At 63.4% G+C, this 15,819-nt stretch carries 15 protein-coding genes; 6 read left to right on the top strand and 9 right to left on the bottom strand.

Annotation, left to right across the window (positions count from 1 at the left end):
• Positions 1–55: 55 nt before the first annotated feature.
• Entirely contained in the window at positions 56–2,248 is a 2,193-nt protein-coding gene (rlmKL, locus tag CKW22_RS19980) for a bifunctional 23S rRNA (guanine(2069)-N(7))-methyltransferase RlmK/23S rRNA (guanine(2445)-N(2))-methyltransferase RlmL (RefSeq protein ID WP_095064873.1), read from the bottom strand.
• Positions 2,249–2,807: 559 nt separating this feature from the next.
• Here rlmKL and rmf point away from each other — a divergent pair.
• Entirely contained in the window at positions 2,808–3,023 is a 216-nt protein-coding gene (gene rmf / locus CKW22_RS19975; RefSeq protein WP_003248687.1) for a ribosome modulation factor, read from the top strand.
• A gap of 93 nt (positions 3,024–3,116) precedes the next feature.
• Here the strand turns inward: rmf and CKW22_RS19970 are convergent, their stop codons facing one another.
• Complete coding sequence (locus CKW22_RS19970; protein ID WP_033700476.1) at positions 3,117–4,154, bottom strand: quinone-dependent dihydroorotate dehydrogenase; 1,038 nt, start codon at positions 4,152–4,154, stop codon at positions 3,117–3,119.
• 136 nt (positions 4,155–4,290) lie between these two features.
• Between CKW22_RS19970 and CKW22_RS19965 the strand changes: the two genes are divergently transcribed.
• From CKW22_RS19965 to cobA, 5 genes are all read left to right on the top strand, one after another.
• Positions 4,291–5,505 carry a CmpA/NrtA family ABC transporter substrate-binding protein gene (locus tag CKW22_RS19965; RefSeq protein ID WP_095064871.1) on the top strand — a complete coding sequence of 405 codons (1,215 nt, stop codon included), beginning with the start codon at positions 4,291–4,293 and terminating at the stop codon, positions 5,503–5,505.
• 11 nt (positions 5,506–5,516) lie between these two features.
• Entirely contained in the window at positions 5,517–6,092 is a 576-nt protein-coding gene (locus tag CKW22_RS19960) for an ANTAR domain-containing response regulator (RefSeq protein WP_033701481.1), read from the top strand.
• Positions 6,093–6,257: 165 nt separating this feature from the next.
• Positions 6,258–7,469, top strand: coding sequence for a NarK/NasA family nitrate transporter (locus CKW22_RS19955; protein WP_047583276.1), 1,212 nt, complete (start codon positions 6,258–6,260; stop codon positions 7,467–7,469).
• A 9-nt stretch (positions 7,470–7,478) separates the two neighbouring features.
• Positions 7,479–9,149: a bifunctional protein-serine/threonine kinase/phosphatase gene (locus CKW22_RS19950; protein WP_033700479.1), complete on the top strand. Its 1,671-nt coding sequence runs from the start codon at positions 7,479–7,481 to the stop codon at positions 9,147–9,149.
• Between the two features lie 27 nt (positions 9,150–9,176).
• A complete protein-coding gene (cobA, locus tag CKW22_RS19945; RefSeq protein ID WP_095064869.1) occupies positions 9,177–9,920 on the top strand; it encodes a uroporphyrinogen-III C-methyltransferase in 744 nt (247 codons plus the stop codon).
• Positions 9,921–10,007: 87 nt separating this feature from the next.
• Here cobA and CKW22_RS19940 read toward each other — a convergent pair whose 3' ends face one another.
• The 7 genes from CKW22_RS19940 to CKW22_RS19910 all read right to left on the bottom strand — a co-directional run bounded on the left by CKW22_RS19940 (position 10,008) and on the right by CKW22_RS19910 (position 15,772).
• Positions 10,008–11,042: an OmpA family protein gene (locus tag CKW22_RS19940; protein ID WP_033700482.1), complete on the bottom strand. Its 1,035-nt coding sequence runs from the start codon at positions 11,040–11,042 to the stop codon at positions 10,008–10,010.
• A gap of 111 nt (positions 11,043–11,153) precedes the next feature.
• Entirely contained in the window at positions 11,154–11,720 is a 567-nt protein-coding gene (sigX, locus tag CKW22_RS19935; protein WP_033700483.1) for an RNA polymerase sigma factor SigX, read from the bottom strand.
• Between the two features lie 112 nt (positions 11,721–11,832).
• Positions 11,833–12,657 (bottom strand): mechanosensitive ion channel domain-containing protein, encoded by an 825-nt coding sequence (locus CKW22_RS19930; protein ID WP_033700485.1) that lies wholly within the window; start codon positions 12,655–12,657, stop codon positions 11,833–11,835.
• Between the two features lie 2 nt (positions 12,658–12,659).
• Positions 12,660–12,923, bottom strand: coding sequence for a hypothetical protein (locus CKW22_RS19925; protein WP_033700486.1), 264 nt, complete (start codon positions 12,921–12,923; stop codon positions 12,660–12,662).
• Positions 12,924–13,044: 121 nt separating this feature from the next.
• Positions 13,045–14,040, bottom strand: a complete 996-nt coding sequence (locus tag CKW22_RS19920) for a zinc transporter ZntB (protein WP_033700487.1) — start codon at positions 14,038–14,040, stop codon at positions 13,045–13,047.
• A 27-nt stretch (positions 14,041–14,067) separates the two neighbouring features.
• A complete protein-coding gene (gene rraA, locus CKW22_RS19915) occupies positions 14,068–14,559 on the bottom strand; it encodes a ribonuclease E activity regulator RraA (protein ID WP_033700488.1) in 492 nt (163 codons plus the stop codon).
• A gap of 220 nt (positions 14,560–14,779) precedes the next feature.
• Complete coding sequence (locus CKW22_RS19910) at positions 14,780–15,772, bottom strand: alpha/beta fold hydrolase (RefSeq protein WP_371856435.1); 993 nt, start codon at positions 15,770–15,772, stop codon at positions 14,780–14,782.
• Between the last annotated feature and the right edge of the window lie 47 nt (positions 15,773–15,819).

Raw genomic sequence — 15,819 nt, 5'->3', positions numbered from 1 at the left:
GCCCTGCCGTCAGTTATAGCTATTGGCCATTAGCGGCGCAATGCACCTCGTCGCTTCAGCGCAATTGCAGGCGCCACGCGCGGTGGATACGGTTGTTGCGGGCGAAGTCCGGGTCCAGCGTCTGGGCGGTGATCTCCTCTACCGCGTAACGCGCCATCAGGTGCTCATCAAGCTGGAACTTGCGGAAGTTGTTGGAGAAGTACAGCACGCCACCTGGCTCCAGCCGCGCCATCGCCAGGTCCAGCAGTTGCACATGGTCACGCTGTACGTCGAACACACCTTCCATGCGCTTGGAGTTGGAGAAGGTCGGCGGGTCGATGAAGATCAGGTCATAGGTGTCGCGGTTGGCTTCCAGCCAGGCCATCACATCGCCCTGCTCCAGGCGGTTGCGCTCGGAGAAACCATTGAGCGACAGGTTGCGCCGCGCCCAGTCCAGGTAGGTTTTCGACAAGTCGACGCTGGTGGTGCTGCGCGCGCCGCCCTTGGCCGCATGCACGGTTGCCGTGGCGGTGTAGCAGAACAGGTTGAGGAAGCGCTTGCCGGCAGCCTCGCGCTGGATGCGCATGCGCATCGGGCGATGGTCGAGGAACAGGCCGGTATCCAAGTAGTCGGTGAGGTTGACCAGCAGCTTGACGCCGCCTTCGTTGACTTCCTGGAAGCGCCCTTCGGTGGCCTGGCGCTCGTACTGGCGGGTGCCGCTCTGGCGCTCGCGGCGCTTGAGCACCACACGCTGGGGCGAGATACCCAGTGCCTGCGGAATCGCGGCCAGGGCATCGAGCAGACGCGCCTGGGCCTTCTCTGGGTCGATCGTGCGGGGTGCCGCGTATTCCTGCACGTGCACCCAGTCGTGGTAGAGGTCTACTGCCAGGGCGTACTCGGGCATGTCGGCATCGTACAGGCGGTAGCAGTCGACCTGCTCGCGACGGGCCCACTTGCCCAATTGCTTGAGGTTTTTTTGCAGACGATTGGCGAACATCTGCGCACCTTCCGACAGGCGCGCAGGCTCGCTTGCCTGTGGCTCCTGGCGCCGGGCCTCGCCGTTTTCAGCCTGAGGGTCGCGACGCTCGCCGGTGACGAACTGGTCAGGCTGCACCTTGAACAACAGCAGCTTGCACGGCAGCGCACCGTTCCAGAATGCGTATTGCTTGTGGCTACGGATGCCCATGCGCTTGCCCAGCTCCGGCGCCCCGGTGAACACCGCCGCTTCCCAGCCCATGCAGGCCTGGCGCAAACGTTCGCCCAGGTTCTGATAGAGATACAACAGGCTGGCTTCGTCGCCCAGGCGCTCGCCGTAAGGCGGGTTGCTGATGACCAGGCCTTTCTGGTTCTGGTCTGGCCGCGGCTCGAAGGTGCTGACCTCGCCCTGGTAGATCTTTACCCAGTCGCTCAGGCCGGCACGTTCGACGTTGTTGCGCCCAGGCTGGATCAGCCGCGGGTCGGCCTCGTAGCCACGGATCCACAGCGGTGGCTTGGCCAGGCCGGCCTGCGCGCGCGCTTGCGCCTCGTCATGGACCTTGCGCCACAGTGCCGGCACATGGCCAAGCCAGGCGCTGAAGCCCCAACGCTCGCGCTTGAGGTTAGGTGCCATATCGGCGGCAATCATTGCGGCTTCGACCAGGAAGGTACCCACACCGCACATCGGGTCAGCCAGGGCGCCGCCTTCGGCAGCGATGCGCGGCCAACCGGCGCGGATCAGCACAGCCGCCGCCAGGTTTTCCTTGAGCGGCGCGGCGCCTTGCTGCAAGCGGTATCCGCGCTGGTGCAGGCTGTGGCCGGACAGGTCGAGCGAGAGAATCGCCTCGCCGCGGTCCAGGCGCAGGTGCACACGCACATCGGGGTCGATCTTTTCCACCGACGGGCGCAGGCCTTCACGGTTGCGCAGCTTGTCGACGATGGCGTCCTTGACCTTGAGCGCACCGAAATGGGTGTTGTCGATGCCCGAGCCATGGCCGCTGAATTCCACCGCAAGCGTACCGTCGGCGGCCAGGTGGTCAGCCCAGTCAACCGCGTTGACGCCATCGTAGAGGTCGTCGGCGTTCTTCATGTTGAAGCGCTTGAGCACCAGCAACACCCGGTTGGCCAGGCGCGACCAGACGCACAGGCGGTAGGCGGTTTCCATGTCGGCGGCGCCGCGAATGGCCGAGGTGTGCTCGCGCACCTCATCGAGGCCGAGGCCCTTGGCCTCTTCGGCGAGCAGGCCTTCCAGGCCTTTGGGGCAGGTGAGATAGAGTTCGAAACGGTCCGACATGAGGATTCCAGAGCCTTTGGCTATTTGACTGACGAGGCGACGCATCGCCCCGCGATGTTTGCCCGAACACCCTTCCAGCAGGCATCCGAGTGGCCCTCCCCTGCACAACTGCGCAGCAGAACGACCGGGCCGCCTGACCGATCAGCACTTCGCCAGGGGCAAAGACAGCTTAGATCATCAGGCAGTTTGAAAAATTCGAGCGATTCAGGGACCGATGTGACCCTTCGTCGCATTTCAAAATAATTCTGTCATGGCCCAGCAACGCTGGCGAAATGACGTCAATGATCGGCAAACCCCGATCATAGCGGGCTCAACGGCAAATAAGGTTGAGTCGCATTTATTTACTTATCACTTCACCCTTGGAAAGGTTACGTGCTTATGACAAATCGATCATTCACACCGTGACTCGCATTCGTTAGAACTGGTCTTAGGCCGCTTCGCAACGAGGCGGCACCTTCAGCTCGCCACGCCGGCAGCGAGCGCAAACCGGCAGAAAGACTCTGCCCGGCCTCGGAGAGGCCGACGGGACATTACAGTCAACAAGTGAGGGCAACACCCTATGAGAAGACTTAAGCGTGATCCGTTGGAAAGAGCATATTCACGTGGCTATCAATACGGGGTCACCGGCAAATCCCGCGAACTTTGCCCGTTCAATCTTCCTTCTGTTCGCCAAGCCTGGATCAACGGCTGGCGTGAAGGTCGCGGTGATAACTGGGACGGCATGACTGGCACCGCTGGCATCCATAGACTCAACGAAAATCACGCCGTTGGCTGATCGAGGACACTGAATTCGATTTACCATGCACGCCCCATCCGGGCGGCGGGCGAAGGCCCAGGGGCCCCTTGATGGGGCCCTTTTTATGGCCGGTTAAAAACCTGAAGGTTGTCGTGGCATCGCGGCGATAGCATCCACTGCCTCGCGGATCAGCGCAGGGCCTTTATAGATGAAGCCCGAGTAGATCTGCACCAGGCTGGCCCCGGCGGCGATTTTCTCGGCGGCGTGACGCCCCTCGGTGATGCCACCCGCAGCAATGATCGGCAGCTTGCCGCCCAGCTCACCTGCCAGCACCTTCACCGTGTGAGTACTCTTCGCCAGTACCGGAGCACCCGACAAACCACCGGCTTCGCCCCCATAAGGCAAGCTTTCGACGCCTTCACGGCTCAGCGTGGTGTTGGTGGCGATCACCGCGTCCATGCCCGATTCCATCAACGCAGCAGCCACCAGTGCGGTTTCTTCATCACTCATGTCCGGGGCGATCTTGATCGCCAACGGCACGCGCTTGCCCTGCGTAACCGCCAACTGCTCGCGGCGCTCGGCCAAGGCATCGAGCAACTGCTTCAGCGAGTCGCCAAACTGCAGGCTGCGCAGCCCCGGCGTGTTCGGCGAACTGACGTTGACGGTGATGTAGGTGGCGTCGGCATAGACCTTGTCCAGGCAGATCAGGTAGTCATCGACCGCACGCTCGACCGGGGTGTCGAAGTTCTTGCCGATGTTGATGCCCAGCACGCCTTTGTAACGCGAAGCTCGCACGCGCTTGAGCAGGTGATCGACGCCCAGGTTGTTGAAACCCATGCGGTTGATGATCGCCGTGGCTTCCGGCAGGCGGAAAATCCGCGGCTTCGGATTGCCCGGCTGCGGGCGCGGTGTGACGGTACCGATCTCGACGAAGCCGAAGCCCAGCTGAGCAAAGCCATCGATGGCCGCGCCGTTCTTGTCCAGGCCAGCGGCAAGGCCCACCGGGTTGGCGAAGTTCAAGCCCATGACCGACACCGGCAAAGCCGCCGGCTGCTTGCACAGCATGCCATTGAGGCCAAGACGGCCACCGGCACCGATCAGGTCCAGGGACAGGTCGTGGGAGGTTTCCGGGGAAAGCTTGAACAGCAGCTGGCGGGCCAGGGTATACATGGGCGGGCAAGGCTCGGGGTGAATGAGGGGGCGATTATAGCCAGCGCACGGCTGGCATGACAGTAAATCCTCGGCCGCTTGGCACATGCGTTGCTTCGCACACCGCACTGCCTTTTCAGTACGGGCGAGGAACCTTGTGAACACAGCACCCCGAGCAACGCCCCTGGCCTGGGTCAACGGCAGCGACGCGCCGGAAAAACCCAGCCTGAACATTGGCTTCATGGCCCTGACCGATTGCGCCTCGGTGGTGGTCGCCGCCACCCAGGGTTTTGCCCAGCAGCACGGCCTGGCCCTCAACCTCAAGCGCCAGGGTTCCTGGGCGGGGCTGCGCGACAAACTGGTCAGCGGCGAACTGGATGCCGCGCACTGCCTGTACGGCCTGGCCTATGCCGTGCACCTGGGCATCGGTGGTGTGCCGGCCAGTGACATGGCCGTGCTCATGGGGCTGAACCAGAATGCCCAGGCCATCAACCTTTCCCCTGCCCTGCAACGCAAGGGTGTGACCAGCCCTGAGGCATTGGCGAGCCTGGTGCACCAGCATGGCGCACGCCTGACCTTTGCCCAGACCTTCCCCACGGGCACCCACGCCATGTGGCTGTACTACTGGCTGGCGAGCCAAGGCATCCACCCGCTGCGCGATGTCGACAGCGTGGTGGTACCGCCGGCACAGATGGCCGCGCATATCCAGGCAGGCCGCATCGACGGTTTCTGTGTCGGCGAGCCCTGGTCAGCCGATGCCGTCGGCAAGGGCCAGGGTTTTACCTTGGCAACCAGCCAGTCGATCTGGCCGGACCACCCGGAGAAGGTCCTCGCGTGCGCCCGCACCTTCGCCGAGCAGTACCCCAACAGTGCCCGCGCCTTGATCAAGGCAATCCTCGCGGCCAGCCGCTTCATCGAGCAAAGCCCTGAGAACCGCCGCAGCACCGCACAGCTACTCAGCGCCAATGCCTACCTGGACACCCCGGTGGGCAACATCGAGCCACGCCTGCTTGGCGACTACCAGGACGGGTTGGGCAACCAGTGGCAAGACCCCCACGCCCTGCGCCTGTTCGACCAGGGCCAAGCCAACCTGCCGTACCTGTCCGACGGCATGTGGTTCATGACCCAGTTCCGCCGCTGGGGCCTGCTGCGCGACGACCCCGACTACCTCGGCGTGGCCAGCCAGGTCCAGCAACTGGGGCTCTATCGCGAAGCCGCAGACACCCTCGGCATCCCTTGCCACGGCCTGCCGATGCGCAGCAGCCTGCTGATCGACGGTACACGTTGGGACGGCAGCGACCCCTACGGCTATGCCCGCAGCTTCCGCTTGCATGCCCTGGGCGACACACCCGAAGCCTGCGCTGGCCTGTGAGGGGGATGAACATGCTGCGTATCCTGCTGATCGACGACACTCAAAACAAGCTGGGCAGGCTCAAGGCGGCCCTGAGCGAGGCCGGTTTCGACGTCATCGAAGCCCCGGGCCTGACCATCGACCTGCCCGCCTGTGTCGAAACGGTGCACCCGGACGTCGTGTTGATCGATACCGACTCACCGGATCGCGACGTGATGGAACAAGTGGTGCTGGTCAGCCGCGACCGCCCAAGGCCCATCGTGCTGTTCACCGACGAGCATGACCCGGGCGTGATGCGCCAGGCTATCCAGGCGGGGGTCAGCGCCTACATCGTCGAGGGCATCCACGCTGCGCGGCTGCAGCCAATCCTGGATGTGGCCATGGCCCGCTTCGAGAGCGACCAGGCGCTCAAGGCGCAGTTGGTGGCGCGCGACCTGCAGTTGGCCGAGCGCAAGCGCATCGAACAGGCCAAAGGCTTGCTGATGAAGATGAAGGACTGCAACGAAGAGCAGGCCTACACCCTGATGCGCCGCCAGGCCATGAGCCGGCAACAAAAGCTGATCCAGGTGGCCGAGCAGATCATCGCCATGCACGAAATGTTGGGCTGAACCCCGAAGGAGCGAGTTGGCCCAGCTCTTGCTGAAGAAACCACACCGGTAGCCAACGGCGGTTGCCCCACTTGATCCCGACAAAGACGTCGCTCACCCCTCCACAGCCGTGGGCCGGGTAGCGGCGTCTTTTTCGTTCCGTTGTTTTGCCGAGTGAGGTGTTCAATGAGTACCAGCTTCTGGAAATCCGGGCATGTGCCCACGCTGTTCGCTGCGTTCCTGTATTTCGACCTGAGCTTCATGGTCTGGTACCTGCTCGGCCCGCTGGCGGTGCAAATTGCCGCCGACTTGCAGCTGAGTGCACAGCAACGTGGCCTGATGGTGGCCACACCCATTCTGGCCGGTGCGATATTGCGCTTCGCCATGGGCCTGCTGGTCGATCGCCTGTCGCCCAAGACCGCCGGCCTGATCGGCCAGGTCGTGGTCATCATTGCCCTGGCCGGCGCCTGGTACCTGGGCGTGCACAGCTACGAGCAAGCCCTGCTGCTGGGCGTCTTCCTGGGTTTTGCCGGGGCCTCGTTCGCCGTTTCGCTGCCGCTGGCCTCGCAGTGGTACCCGCCTCAGCACCAGGGCAAGGCCATGGGGATCGCCGGTGCCGGCAACTCGGGCACGGTGTTCGCGGCGTTGCTGGCGCCCGCCCTGGCCGCAGGCTTTGGCTGGAACAACGTGTTCGGCTTCGCCCTGATCCCGCTGTCGCTGACCCTGGTGGTATTTGCCCTGCTGGCGCGCAACGCACCTGAGCGGCCCAAGCGCAAGGCCATGGCCGACTACCTCAAGGCCCTCGGTGACCGCGACAGCTGGTGGTTCATGTTCTTCTACAGCGTCACCTTCGGCGGCTTCATCGGCCTGGCTAGCGCCCTGCCCGGCTACTTCAGTGACCAATATGGCCTGAGCCCGGTCACCGCCGGCTACTACACGGCTGCCTGCGTCTTTGCCGGCAGCCTGATGCGCCCACTCGGCGGCGCCCTGGCCGATCGCTTCGGTGGCATCCGCACCTTGCTGGGCATGTACAGCGTGGCCGCCATCTGCATCGCCGCAGTCGGCTTCAACCTGCCCAGCGCAACCGCTGCCCTGGCGCTGTTCGTCAGCGCCATGCTCGGCCTGGGCGCCGGCAATGGCGCGGTATTCCAGCTGGTGCCGCAACGCTTTCGCCAGGAGATCGGCGTGATGACCGGGCTGATCGGCATGGCCGGTGGTATTGGCGGCTTCCTGCTGGCTGCGGGGCTTGGCACCATCAAGCAGCACACCGGTGACTACCAGTTGGGGCTGTGGCTGTTCGCCAGCCTCGGCCTGCTGGCCTGGTTCGGCCTGCATGGCGTCAAACAGCGCTGGCGCACCACCTGGGGCTCGGCCGCCGTGACTGCGGCGCGGGTCTGAGGCACGCCGATGAGCCTGCAACTGAGCTTTGCCCACGCCAGTGCCACCGGGCCGCGCGCGGAAAACCAGGATGCCCTGCGCCTGGTCACGCCGGCGCCGGAACTGGCCGCCAGCAAAGGCTACCTGTTCGCCCTCGCCGACGGTGTCAGCCAATGCGCCGATGGCGGCCTGGCAGCACGCGCCAGCTTGCAGGCCCTGGCCCTGGACTACTACGCCACCCCCGCCACCTGGAGCGTGGCGCAGGCGCTGGACCGCCTGCTGCTGGCGCAGAACCGTTGGCTGCGTGCCCAGGGTAGCGGCCAACCGCTGCTGACCACGCTCAGCGCCCTGGTGCTACGCGGGCGGCGTTTTACCTTGGCGCATGTGGGCGACTGCCGGGTCTACCGCTGGCACCAAGGGCACCTGCGGTGCCTGAGCGAAGACCACGTCTGGGACCAACCGGGCATGCAGCATGTGCTCAAGCGCGCGCTGGGCCTGGACCAACAACTGCTGGTCGATTACCTGGAAGGTGAACTGCAGGCGGGCGAGTGCTATGTGTTGGTGAGCGACGGCGTCTGGGCCAGCCTGGGGGACCAGCACATCCAGGCGGTATTGCGCGAGCAACCCGACCTGCAGTTGGCCGCTGACACGCTGGTCGCCAGCGCTCACCTCAATGGCAGCCAGGACAACGCCAGCGCCCTGCTGGTGCAGGTGCAACAGCTGGGTACGGCCAGCCTGGGCGATACCCTGGCGCAGTTGCAACAGTGGCCTGTACCCGGCCCCCTGCGTGAAGGCCAGGCGCTCGATGGTTGGCAGGTCGACACCCTGCTCTCGCACAGCCGTCAATCGCTGCTGTACCGGGTACGTGACGGCCACGGCCAGCCCTGGCTGCTCAAGACCCTGCCCAGCGCGCGCGAACAGGAGCCAGGGGCCGCCCAAGGGTTGTTGATGGAAGAGTGGTTTCTGCGCCGGGTCGCAGGGCGACACTTCCCCGAACTCCACGTCGCCAGCCAGCGCCAGCACCTGTATTACGTGATGCGCGAACACCCCGGCCAGAGCCTTTCGGCACTGCTCGCCGAGCACGGGCCGCTGCCCTTGGCGCAGTGGCTGGAGATCGCCCGTCAACTGCTGCAAGCGGTCGGCGTGCTGCATCGGCGCAACTTGCTGCACCGCGACATCAAGCCAGACAACCTGCACCTGGGCGCCGATGGACAGTTGCGGTTGCTGGACTTCGGCCTGGCGTATTGCCCCGGCTTGTCTGAAGACCCGCAGCACGAGCTGCCTGGCACGCCATCCTATATCGCCCCGGAAGCCTTCGACGGCCAACCACCCAGCCCGCGGCAAGACCTTTATGCCGTCGGCGTGACGCTTTACCAGCTGCTGACGGGGCACTACCCCTATGGCGAAGTGGAGCCGTTCCAGCGGCCACGCTTCAGCCAGCCGGTCAACGCTTCGCGCTATCGCCCCGACCTGCCGGAATGGTTGCAGCACAACCTGCTGCAAGCGGTAGCGGCCGACCCGGCGCAACGCTTTGAAACCGCCGAGCACTGGTTGTTGCTACTCGAACGCGGCGACCGCCAGGAGCTGGCCCACCGCCCCCGCCCCTTGCTGGAGCGCGAACCGCTGAAAGTTTGGCGCACCCTGGCCCTGCTGTCCCTGCTGTGCAACCTGATAGTGCTGCTCGTCCTGCTCAAGGGCTGAGTACACCTTGCCGAAGAGGAAACAACGATGAATGCGAAAGTCTGGCTGGTCGGCGCCGGCCCTGGTGATCCCGAACTGCTTACCCTCAAGGCCGTGCGCGCATTGCAGCAAGCCCAGGTAGTGATGATCGACGACCTGGTCAACCCCGCAGTGCTGGAGCATTGCCCCCAGGCACGGGTGATGGCCGTGGGCAAGCGCGGCGGCTGCCGGTCCACGCCTCAAGCCTTTATCCAGCGCCTGATGTTGCGCCATGCGCGCCAGGGGCGCTGCGTGGTCAGGCTCAAAGGGGGCGATCCGTGCATCTTCGGCCGTGGCGGCGAAGAGGCTGCCTGGCTGCAAGGGCATGGCATCGAAGTGGAGCTGGTCAACGGCATCACGGCGGGCCTGGCAGGCGCGACGCAATGCGGTATATCGCTGACTTCGCGCGGGGTGAGCCGCGGCGTGACGCTGGTAACGGCACACACCCAGGATGACAGCGAGCTGAACTGGGCGGCGCTGGCCCAGGGCGGTACGACGCTGGTGGTGTACATGGGCGTTGCGCGGCTGGAGCAGATTCGCCAAGGCCTGCTGGCCGGCGGGATGGCTGCGCATATGCCGGTGGCGATGATCGAGAATGCGTCATTGGCGCAGCAGCGCGACTGCCGTAGTGATGTACAGGGGATGGTTGAGGATGCGCGGGCGTTCGGGCTAAGCAGCCCGGCAATTCTGGTGATCGGCGAGGTCGTCACCGGCGCTGTAAGCGCAGCCTTGCGTTGCGAAAGGGTTGCGTAGCAGCCCCAGAATCTCAGTGTCACCCCCTAAATCACAGACAAAGAAAAACCCGGCCGAGGCCGGGTTTTTCATGAAGCATCAAACCAATTACTTGGCCTGGGCTTCTACTTGCGCTTCAACGCGACGGTTAACAGCGCGACCATCTTCGGTGGCGTTGTCGGCAACCGGACGGGTCTCGCCGTAGCCAACCGATTCAACACGGTTGGATTCTACGCCGTACTGATTGGTCAGTACTTGCTTGACAGCGTTGGCACGACGCTCGGACAGCTTCTGGTTGTAAGCGTCTGGACCCACGGAGTCAGTGTGACCTTCCACGGTGGTGGTGGTCGATGGGTACTGCTTCATGAAGTCAGCCAGGTTCTTGATGTCGCCGTAGCTGTTAGGCTTGACGACCGACTTGTCGAAGTCGAACTTGACGTCCAGCTCAACGCGAACGACTTCGGCAACAGCCGGGCAGCCGTCGGCGTCAACGGTGACGTTGGCCGGGGTGTCTGGGCACTTGTCGACGTTGTCGCAGACGCCATCGTTGTCGCTGTCAGAGCAGACTTCGGCAACTGGGGCCGGAGCAACTTCAGCTTGCTTCGGGCTACCGCCGAAGTTCAGACCAACGCCAACGCTCGGGGCCCACTCGGTGTCGCCCTGGTCGATGTTGTACTGAGCTTCAACGCCGGCACGGGCGTAGAACATGTCGGTGATGTACCACTTGGCGCCAGCGCCAACGTTGGCGAAGGTGGAGTGGTCACGACCGCCACGGCCGGTCTGGCCCAGCGACTGGTGCGAGAAACCAGCGGAAACGTACGGACGGATGGCGTCGTACGGGTTGTTGAAGTGGTAAACGGCGTCCAGGGCGGTGTTCGAGCCCTTGATGTTCTTGCCGTCTTCGCCACGAGCGTTGTGAACTTCGTCGTAGCCCAGACGCAGTTCAACGTCGTCGGTCAGGAAGTAACCGATCGAGCCGCCGAACAGGTTGCCGTCGTTCTTGAAGTCGCGCTGGCTGTCGAAGAATTCTTTTTTGTAAAAGATTTCAGTTTCGACGGCGCCTTGACCTTGTGCCATAGCGCCAATCGAAGTGGCGGCTACAAGCGAACCAATGGCCAAGCCCAAGGTGTTTTTCAATTTCATCCGTTAAATCCCCATCTGGTGATAGTTAAGCAGTCCCACCAACAACAAGGGGGACAACTCGACGGCAAGTCTAGCAGAACTCGCCGATTCGTTAGAGATATTTGCACACGCTTAAGTTTCATCGAGCCCGTGAAATTTCTCCCGAAGCTTGTCTAGCGCGCGCTTGTAACGCATTTTCGTCGCGCTCAGGCCCATGTGCATGATGTCGGCGATCTCCTGAAATTCCAGCTCTGCGACAAATCGCAGCACCAGGATTTCCCGGTCGATCGGGTTCACATGCACCAGCCACTTGTCCAGCCCGCCCTTTTCTTCGGGTTTCGGAGCCTTGTCCTCGGACGCCTCTTCAACAGGGTCCAGGCTCAAGGCATCCATCAGCCGACGTTTGCGGCGCTCCTTGCGGTACTGGGTAATGCACTCGTTGTAGGTGATGCTGTAGAGCCAGGTCTTGAACTTCGATTTGCCCTCGAAGTTCTTCAGCCCGTACAGCACTTTGAGCATCACCTCCTGACAGACATCGTCGGCATCCCGGTCGTTCCCCAAATAACGCGCACAGACGTTGAACAGGGTCCGCTGGTAGCGCCGCATGAGCTCCTCATAGGCGCGGGTAACGTGGTACAGCTCCTCATGCGAACGCGCCACCAACTCTTCGTCGGTGAGCTCGCGGGGGTCATAACGCATGGGCGGCGAATGAACTTTATTCAAAACGAATCTGGCCGACAGTCAGGTCAATGTCGCCGCGCGACCCCGGGGGTCGATTTCGCGGCGGCATACATTAACAGCTTTTGTGCGGTTAGCGGCTATTGACGCGCTGCTCAAGCAGCACACGGTTCGACAGCGACACCAGTTCGCCATCATCGGTCAACAGCGTCGTCTTGACCGTGCCGATTTCCTCGATATGCCCTTCGACCTCTCCAATCCGCACCTGCTGGCCGACTTGATACAGCTCACGCACGTAAATACCGGCCAATATCTGCCCGGCGATTTCGCGGCTGCCGAGGCCCATGGCCAAGGCAACGGCCAGACCAACGGTAATCAGCCCGATGACGATCACGTGGTTGAGCAGGTCGGTCTTGACCTCGAGCTGGCTGATGGCCACCGAGATGCTGATGATGATCACCAGGCCTTGGGTGATACGCCCAAGGCCTGCGGAGTACTCAAGGCCAATGCCTTCGGCAGCGCCGCGCACCAGGCCATTGGCCACCTGCGCCAGCAGCACACCGGCCAGCAGCACCAGCGCCGCGCCGAATACTTTCGGCAGGTACAGGGCGAGCATGTCGAGGGTCGCCGAAACCCGCTCAAGGCCCAGCGATTCCGCGGCCGAGACGAGGAAGATCAGCAGTACGAACCAGTAGACGATCTTGCCGATGAGGGTCGAAATCGGCACCTGGATGCCACCGCGGCTCAGCATCTTGGTCAGCCCGGTACCTGCCATCAGGCGGTCCAGGCCGAGCTTGGCCAGCAGCTTGGACAGCAGCGTATCGAGCAGCTTGGCCACTACGAAACCGAGCAGCACCACGACCAGGGCGCCGAACAGGTTAGGGATGAAGTTCGCCACCTTGGTCCAAAGGGCAGTCATGGCGGTGACCAGGCTTTGGGTCCAGAGATCCAGTTCCATATTCAATCGGCCTTATCTGCTTTGCTGCCGGTGGCAGCGTTGCGGGTAGAGTTTCTGCGCACCGGCGCTACATGCGCCGAGCCATTGTTGACGGCGATCAGCAGCGCCTGGCTCCAACGGCCAAGCAGGCTGAACAGATCACCCGCACCGACCTGGCGGTTGGCGGTTTTCAGCACACGACCCAGGCAGGCGGCGTCGTCTCGGTCCTGGCCGGACGGCGACGCCTTGAGCAGGTCGCGCAGGGATTCTTCAAACGGATCGTGCATGGGCACCTCGCGCAGTATCTGTCAGAGACGAGAGCGCCGGGGCATGGGTCACACATCGCCTGGGGGCGTGTGGTGCAAAATGAACCGCTGCCGCCTGCTTCGCGGGCAAGGAATTCAACATCTAGACCCACCGCAGCCGACGGAACAGCCACCACTGCCCTACCGCCAGCCCCAGCACGATGATGCAGGCAAACAAGAAGCCGTAGGGGTTTTCCGCCCCCGGAATGCCGCCGACATTGATGCCCAGCAAGCCGGTGATGAAGCTCATGGGCAGGAAGATGCAGGTGATGATGCCGAAGCGGTACATGGTGCGGTTCATGCGCTCGCTGCGCCGCCGGTCCTCGCTTTCAAGCACCAATGCGGCCCGCTCGCGGGTCAGCTCCAGCTCTTCGAGGTAACGGATCAGGCTGTTGTTCAACTCGTTCCAGTAGTCGGCATCGGCATCAGCGAACCAGCTCCACTTGCTGCGTGACAGCTGTGCGTAGATTTCCCGCTGCGGCGCCAGAAAACGTCGCAAGCCGGCCGCACGGCGGCGGATCTGCTGCAGGCTACCCTGCTCGGGAGTGTACCGCTCGTCGGATTCGACCTTTTCTTCCTCGAGGTCGACCAGCTCGGACAGGTCGCTGACCAGGCCCTGGACCTTCTCGGTCAGCAGCTCACCCATCAGCAGCAATAACGCCGAAGCTGACTTCGGCCCCCTGCCCTCGCCGAGCAACTGGAGCATCTCGTCACTGGCCCGAAGCGGCCGCAAGCGCAGCGAGATGACCCGTTGCGCCTCGGCGAAGATGCGCACCGAGACCATGTCTTCAGGTTCGGCGCCCGGGTTGAGGTTGACCCCGCGCAAGAACAGCAACAACTGTTCGTCCACCAGCGGCAGCAAGCGCGGCCGGGTGTTTTCTTCCAGCAGCAGTTCGCAGGCGAACTCGCTCAGGCCGCTGTCGCGCAGCAGCCAGGTGCGGGTTTGTGGATGGCTGCGGTCCCAGTGCAACCAGAGGCTTTCCTGGGGGTGCAGTTGCAGGTCGTCCAGTTCGGTACGGGCAATCGAGCGCGCGCCGCCTTTGCCATCGAGCACCAGGGCATGCACCAGCCCCCACTGCGCGTTGTCTTCCTCGAACATCAAAGCTCCATCAGCGCGTGCGGCGCATCACTCCGGCATTTTCAGCGGGCTTGGCGAAACCAGCACGCCATTGTTGTCGGCATACACATATTCGCCCGAGCGGAAGGTCACCCCGGCGAAAGTCACCGGCACGTCGAGCTCGCCGACGCCACGCTTGTTGCTTTTTTTCGGGTGGCTGGCCAAGGCCTGCACGCCGACGTCGGTCTGGATCAAGATGTCCACGTCACGCACGCAGCCGTAGATCACCAGGCCTTCCCAGCCGTTCTTGGCCGCTTTCTCGGCCAGCATGTCGCCCAGCAGCGCACAGCGCAGCGAACCGCCACCGTCAACCACCAGAACCTTGCCCTTGCCGTCGAGCTCGACCTGCTCCTTGACCAGCGAGTTGTCTTCGAAGCACTTGAGGGTGACGATCTGGCCACCGAACGAATCGCGGCCGCCGAAGTTGCTGAACATAGGTTCGAGCACCTGGACTAGGTCAGGGTAGGTGTCACACAGGTCGGGCGTTACGTAATGCTGCATGGGAAGCTCCTGTCAGTCACAACGAAAGCGGGTATGGGCCAAGGCTACACCGAGGAAGCTGTTGACGTCATCCGGGACCGAGCAGTCAGTTGCATTCCTTCGGCACTGGCCTCTTCGCGGGGCAAGCCCGCTCCCACAGGTATTTCACTGCCTTAAGAACAGTGGGGTACCTGTGGGAGCGGGCTTGCCCCGCGAAGGGGCCAGCGCAGGCAGCATGGAATCAGCTGGCTGGCACAGCCTGCGCCACAACAGTCGACGCATGCACCGGCATAGACGGGTTCCTCAACCAGCGTTCCACCAACGGCCAGACCTGCGCCTGCGCGGCCTTGCTGACCAGCATGTCGACATGCCCGAACGCATCGAAGCCTTCCTCGCGGCCCAAGCGCAGAAACTGCTTGCGCTCCCCGCCCAACTGGTCGAACAGCTTGCGGCAAGCCCAGACCGGGTCCTGGTAATCGCCCGCACCGGCCACGGCCAGCACCGGCACATCCACTTGCGCAAGGCCCGCCCACCAGTCGTTGTCCTTGTCGCCAAAGCGCCCGAACAGGCCATGCCAGCGCATGCTTTCAAGTGCCAAGCCGATCGGTTCGTCCTCGGGGCCACGCTTAAGCCGCTGCCCGGGAATCTGCCGCCAGCGCTTGAGCAGCAGCTTCGCCCCCCACACCACCGGCGGCACTTTCAACGGCCAGTACACGCGGCTGACCTGGGTACCGAAGAACGCGGCGCTGGCCACCTGCTCGGTTGGCAGGTAGCCGCCACCCAGTGCAGCGGCCAAGGTTGTCCCGCCCAGGGAATGGCCAAGCCAGTGCGGCGCCTGGCCGGTTTGTTCCAGCACGAAAGCGCCAATCAACGGCAAGTCATCGCGGGCATAGTCGGCGACACGGTTGTGCTGCCACTGGCGATTGCGCGGCGACAGGCCATGGCCGCGCATCTCCGGGATCCACACATCGAAACCCGCGCGGGCCAGAAACGCGCCCAGGCCGACCCCTTTGGGCGAATACCAGAAGCGCCGATTGGAAAAACTGCCGTGCAAAAGAATGACCGGTACGCCTTGAGCCTGCCCCTGATCGGCCAGGCCAAGGCGGGTCACGGCCAGCTCGACGCTCGGGTCAGGGCTGTTGCCGGCCTTGATCCGGTACACGTCTTCGCTCAAGTCGCCTCGCCGCTCAGCGCTGAGCAAGGCCACGGGAAATAAAGTGCTGCTGCTTTGCATAAGGTTGCTTGGTGCACAAAAAAGGGCGGGGACCATTACTGGAACTC

It is taken from the genome of Pseudomonas sp. Irchel s3f19 (genome assembly GCF_900187555.1).
In the GTDB taxonomy this organism is placed as follows: domain Bacteria; phylum Pseudomonadota; class Gammaproteobacteria; order Pseudomonadales; family Pseudomonadaceae; genus Aquipseudomonas; species Aquipseudomonas capeferrum.
Note: the sequence above shows the minus strand (reverse complement) of the source record. Positions and strands in the feature narration are given on the sequence as shown.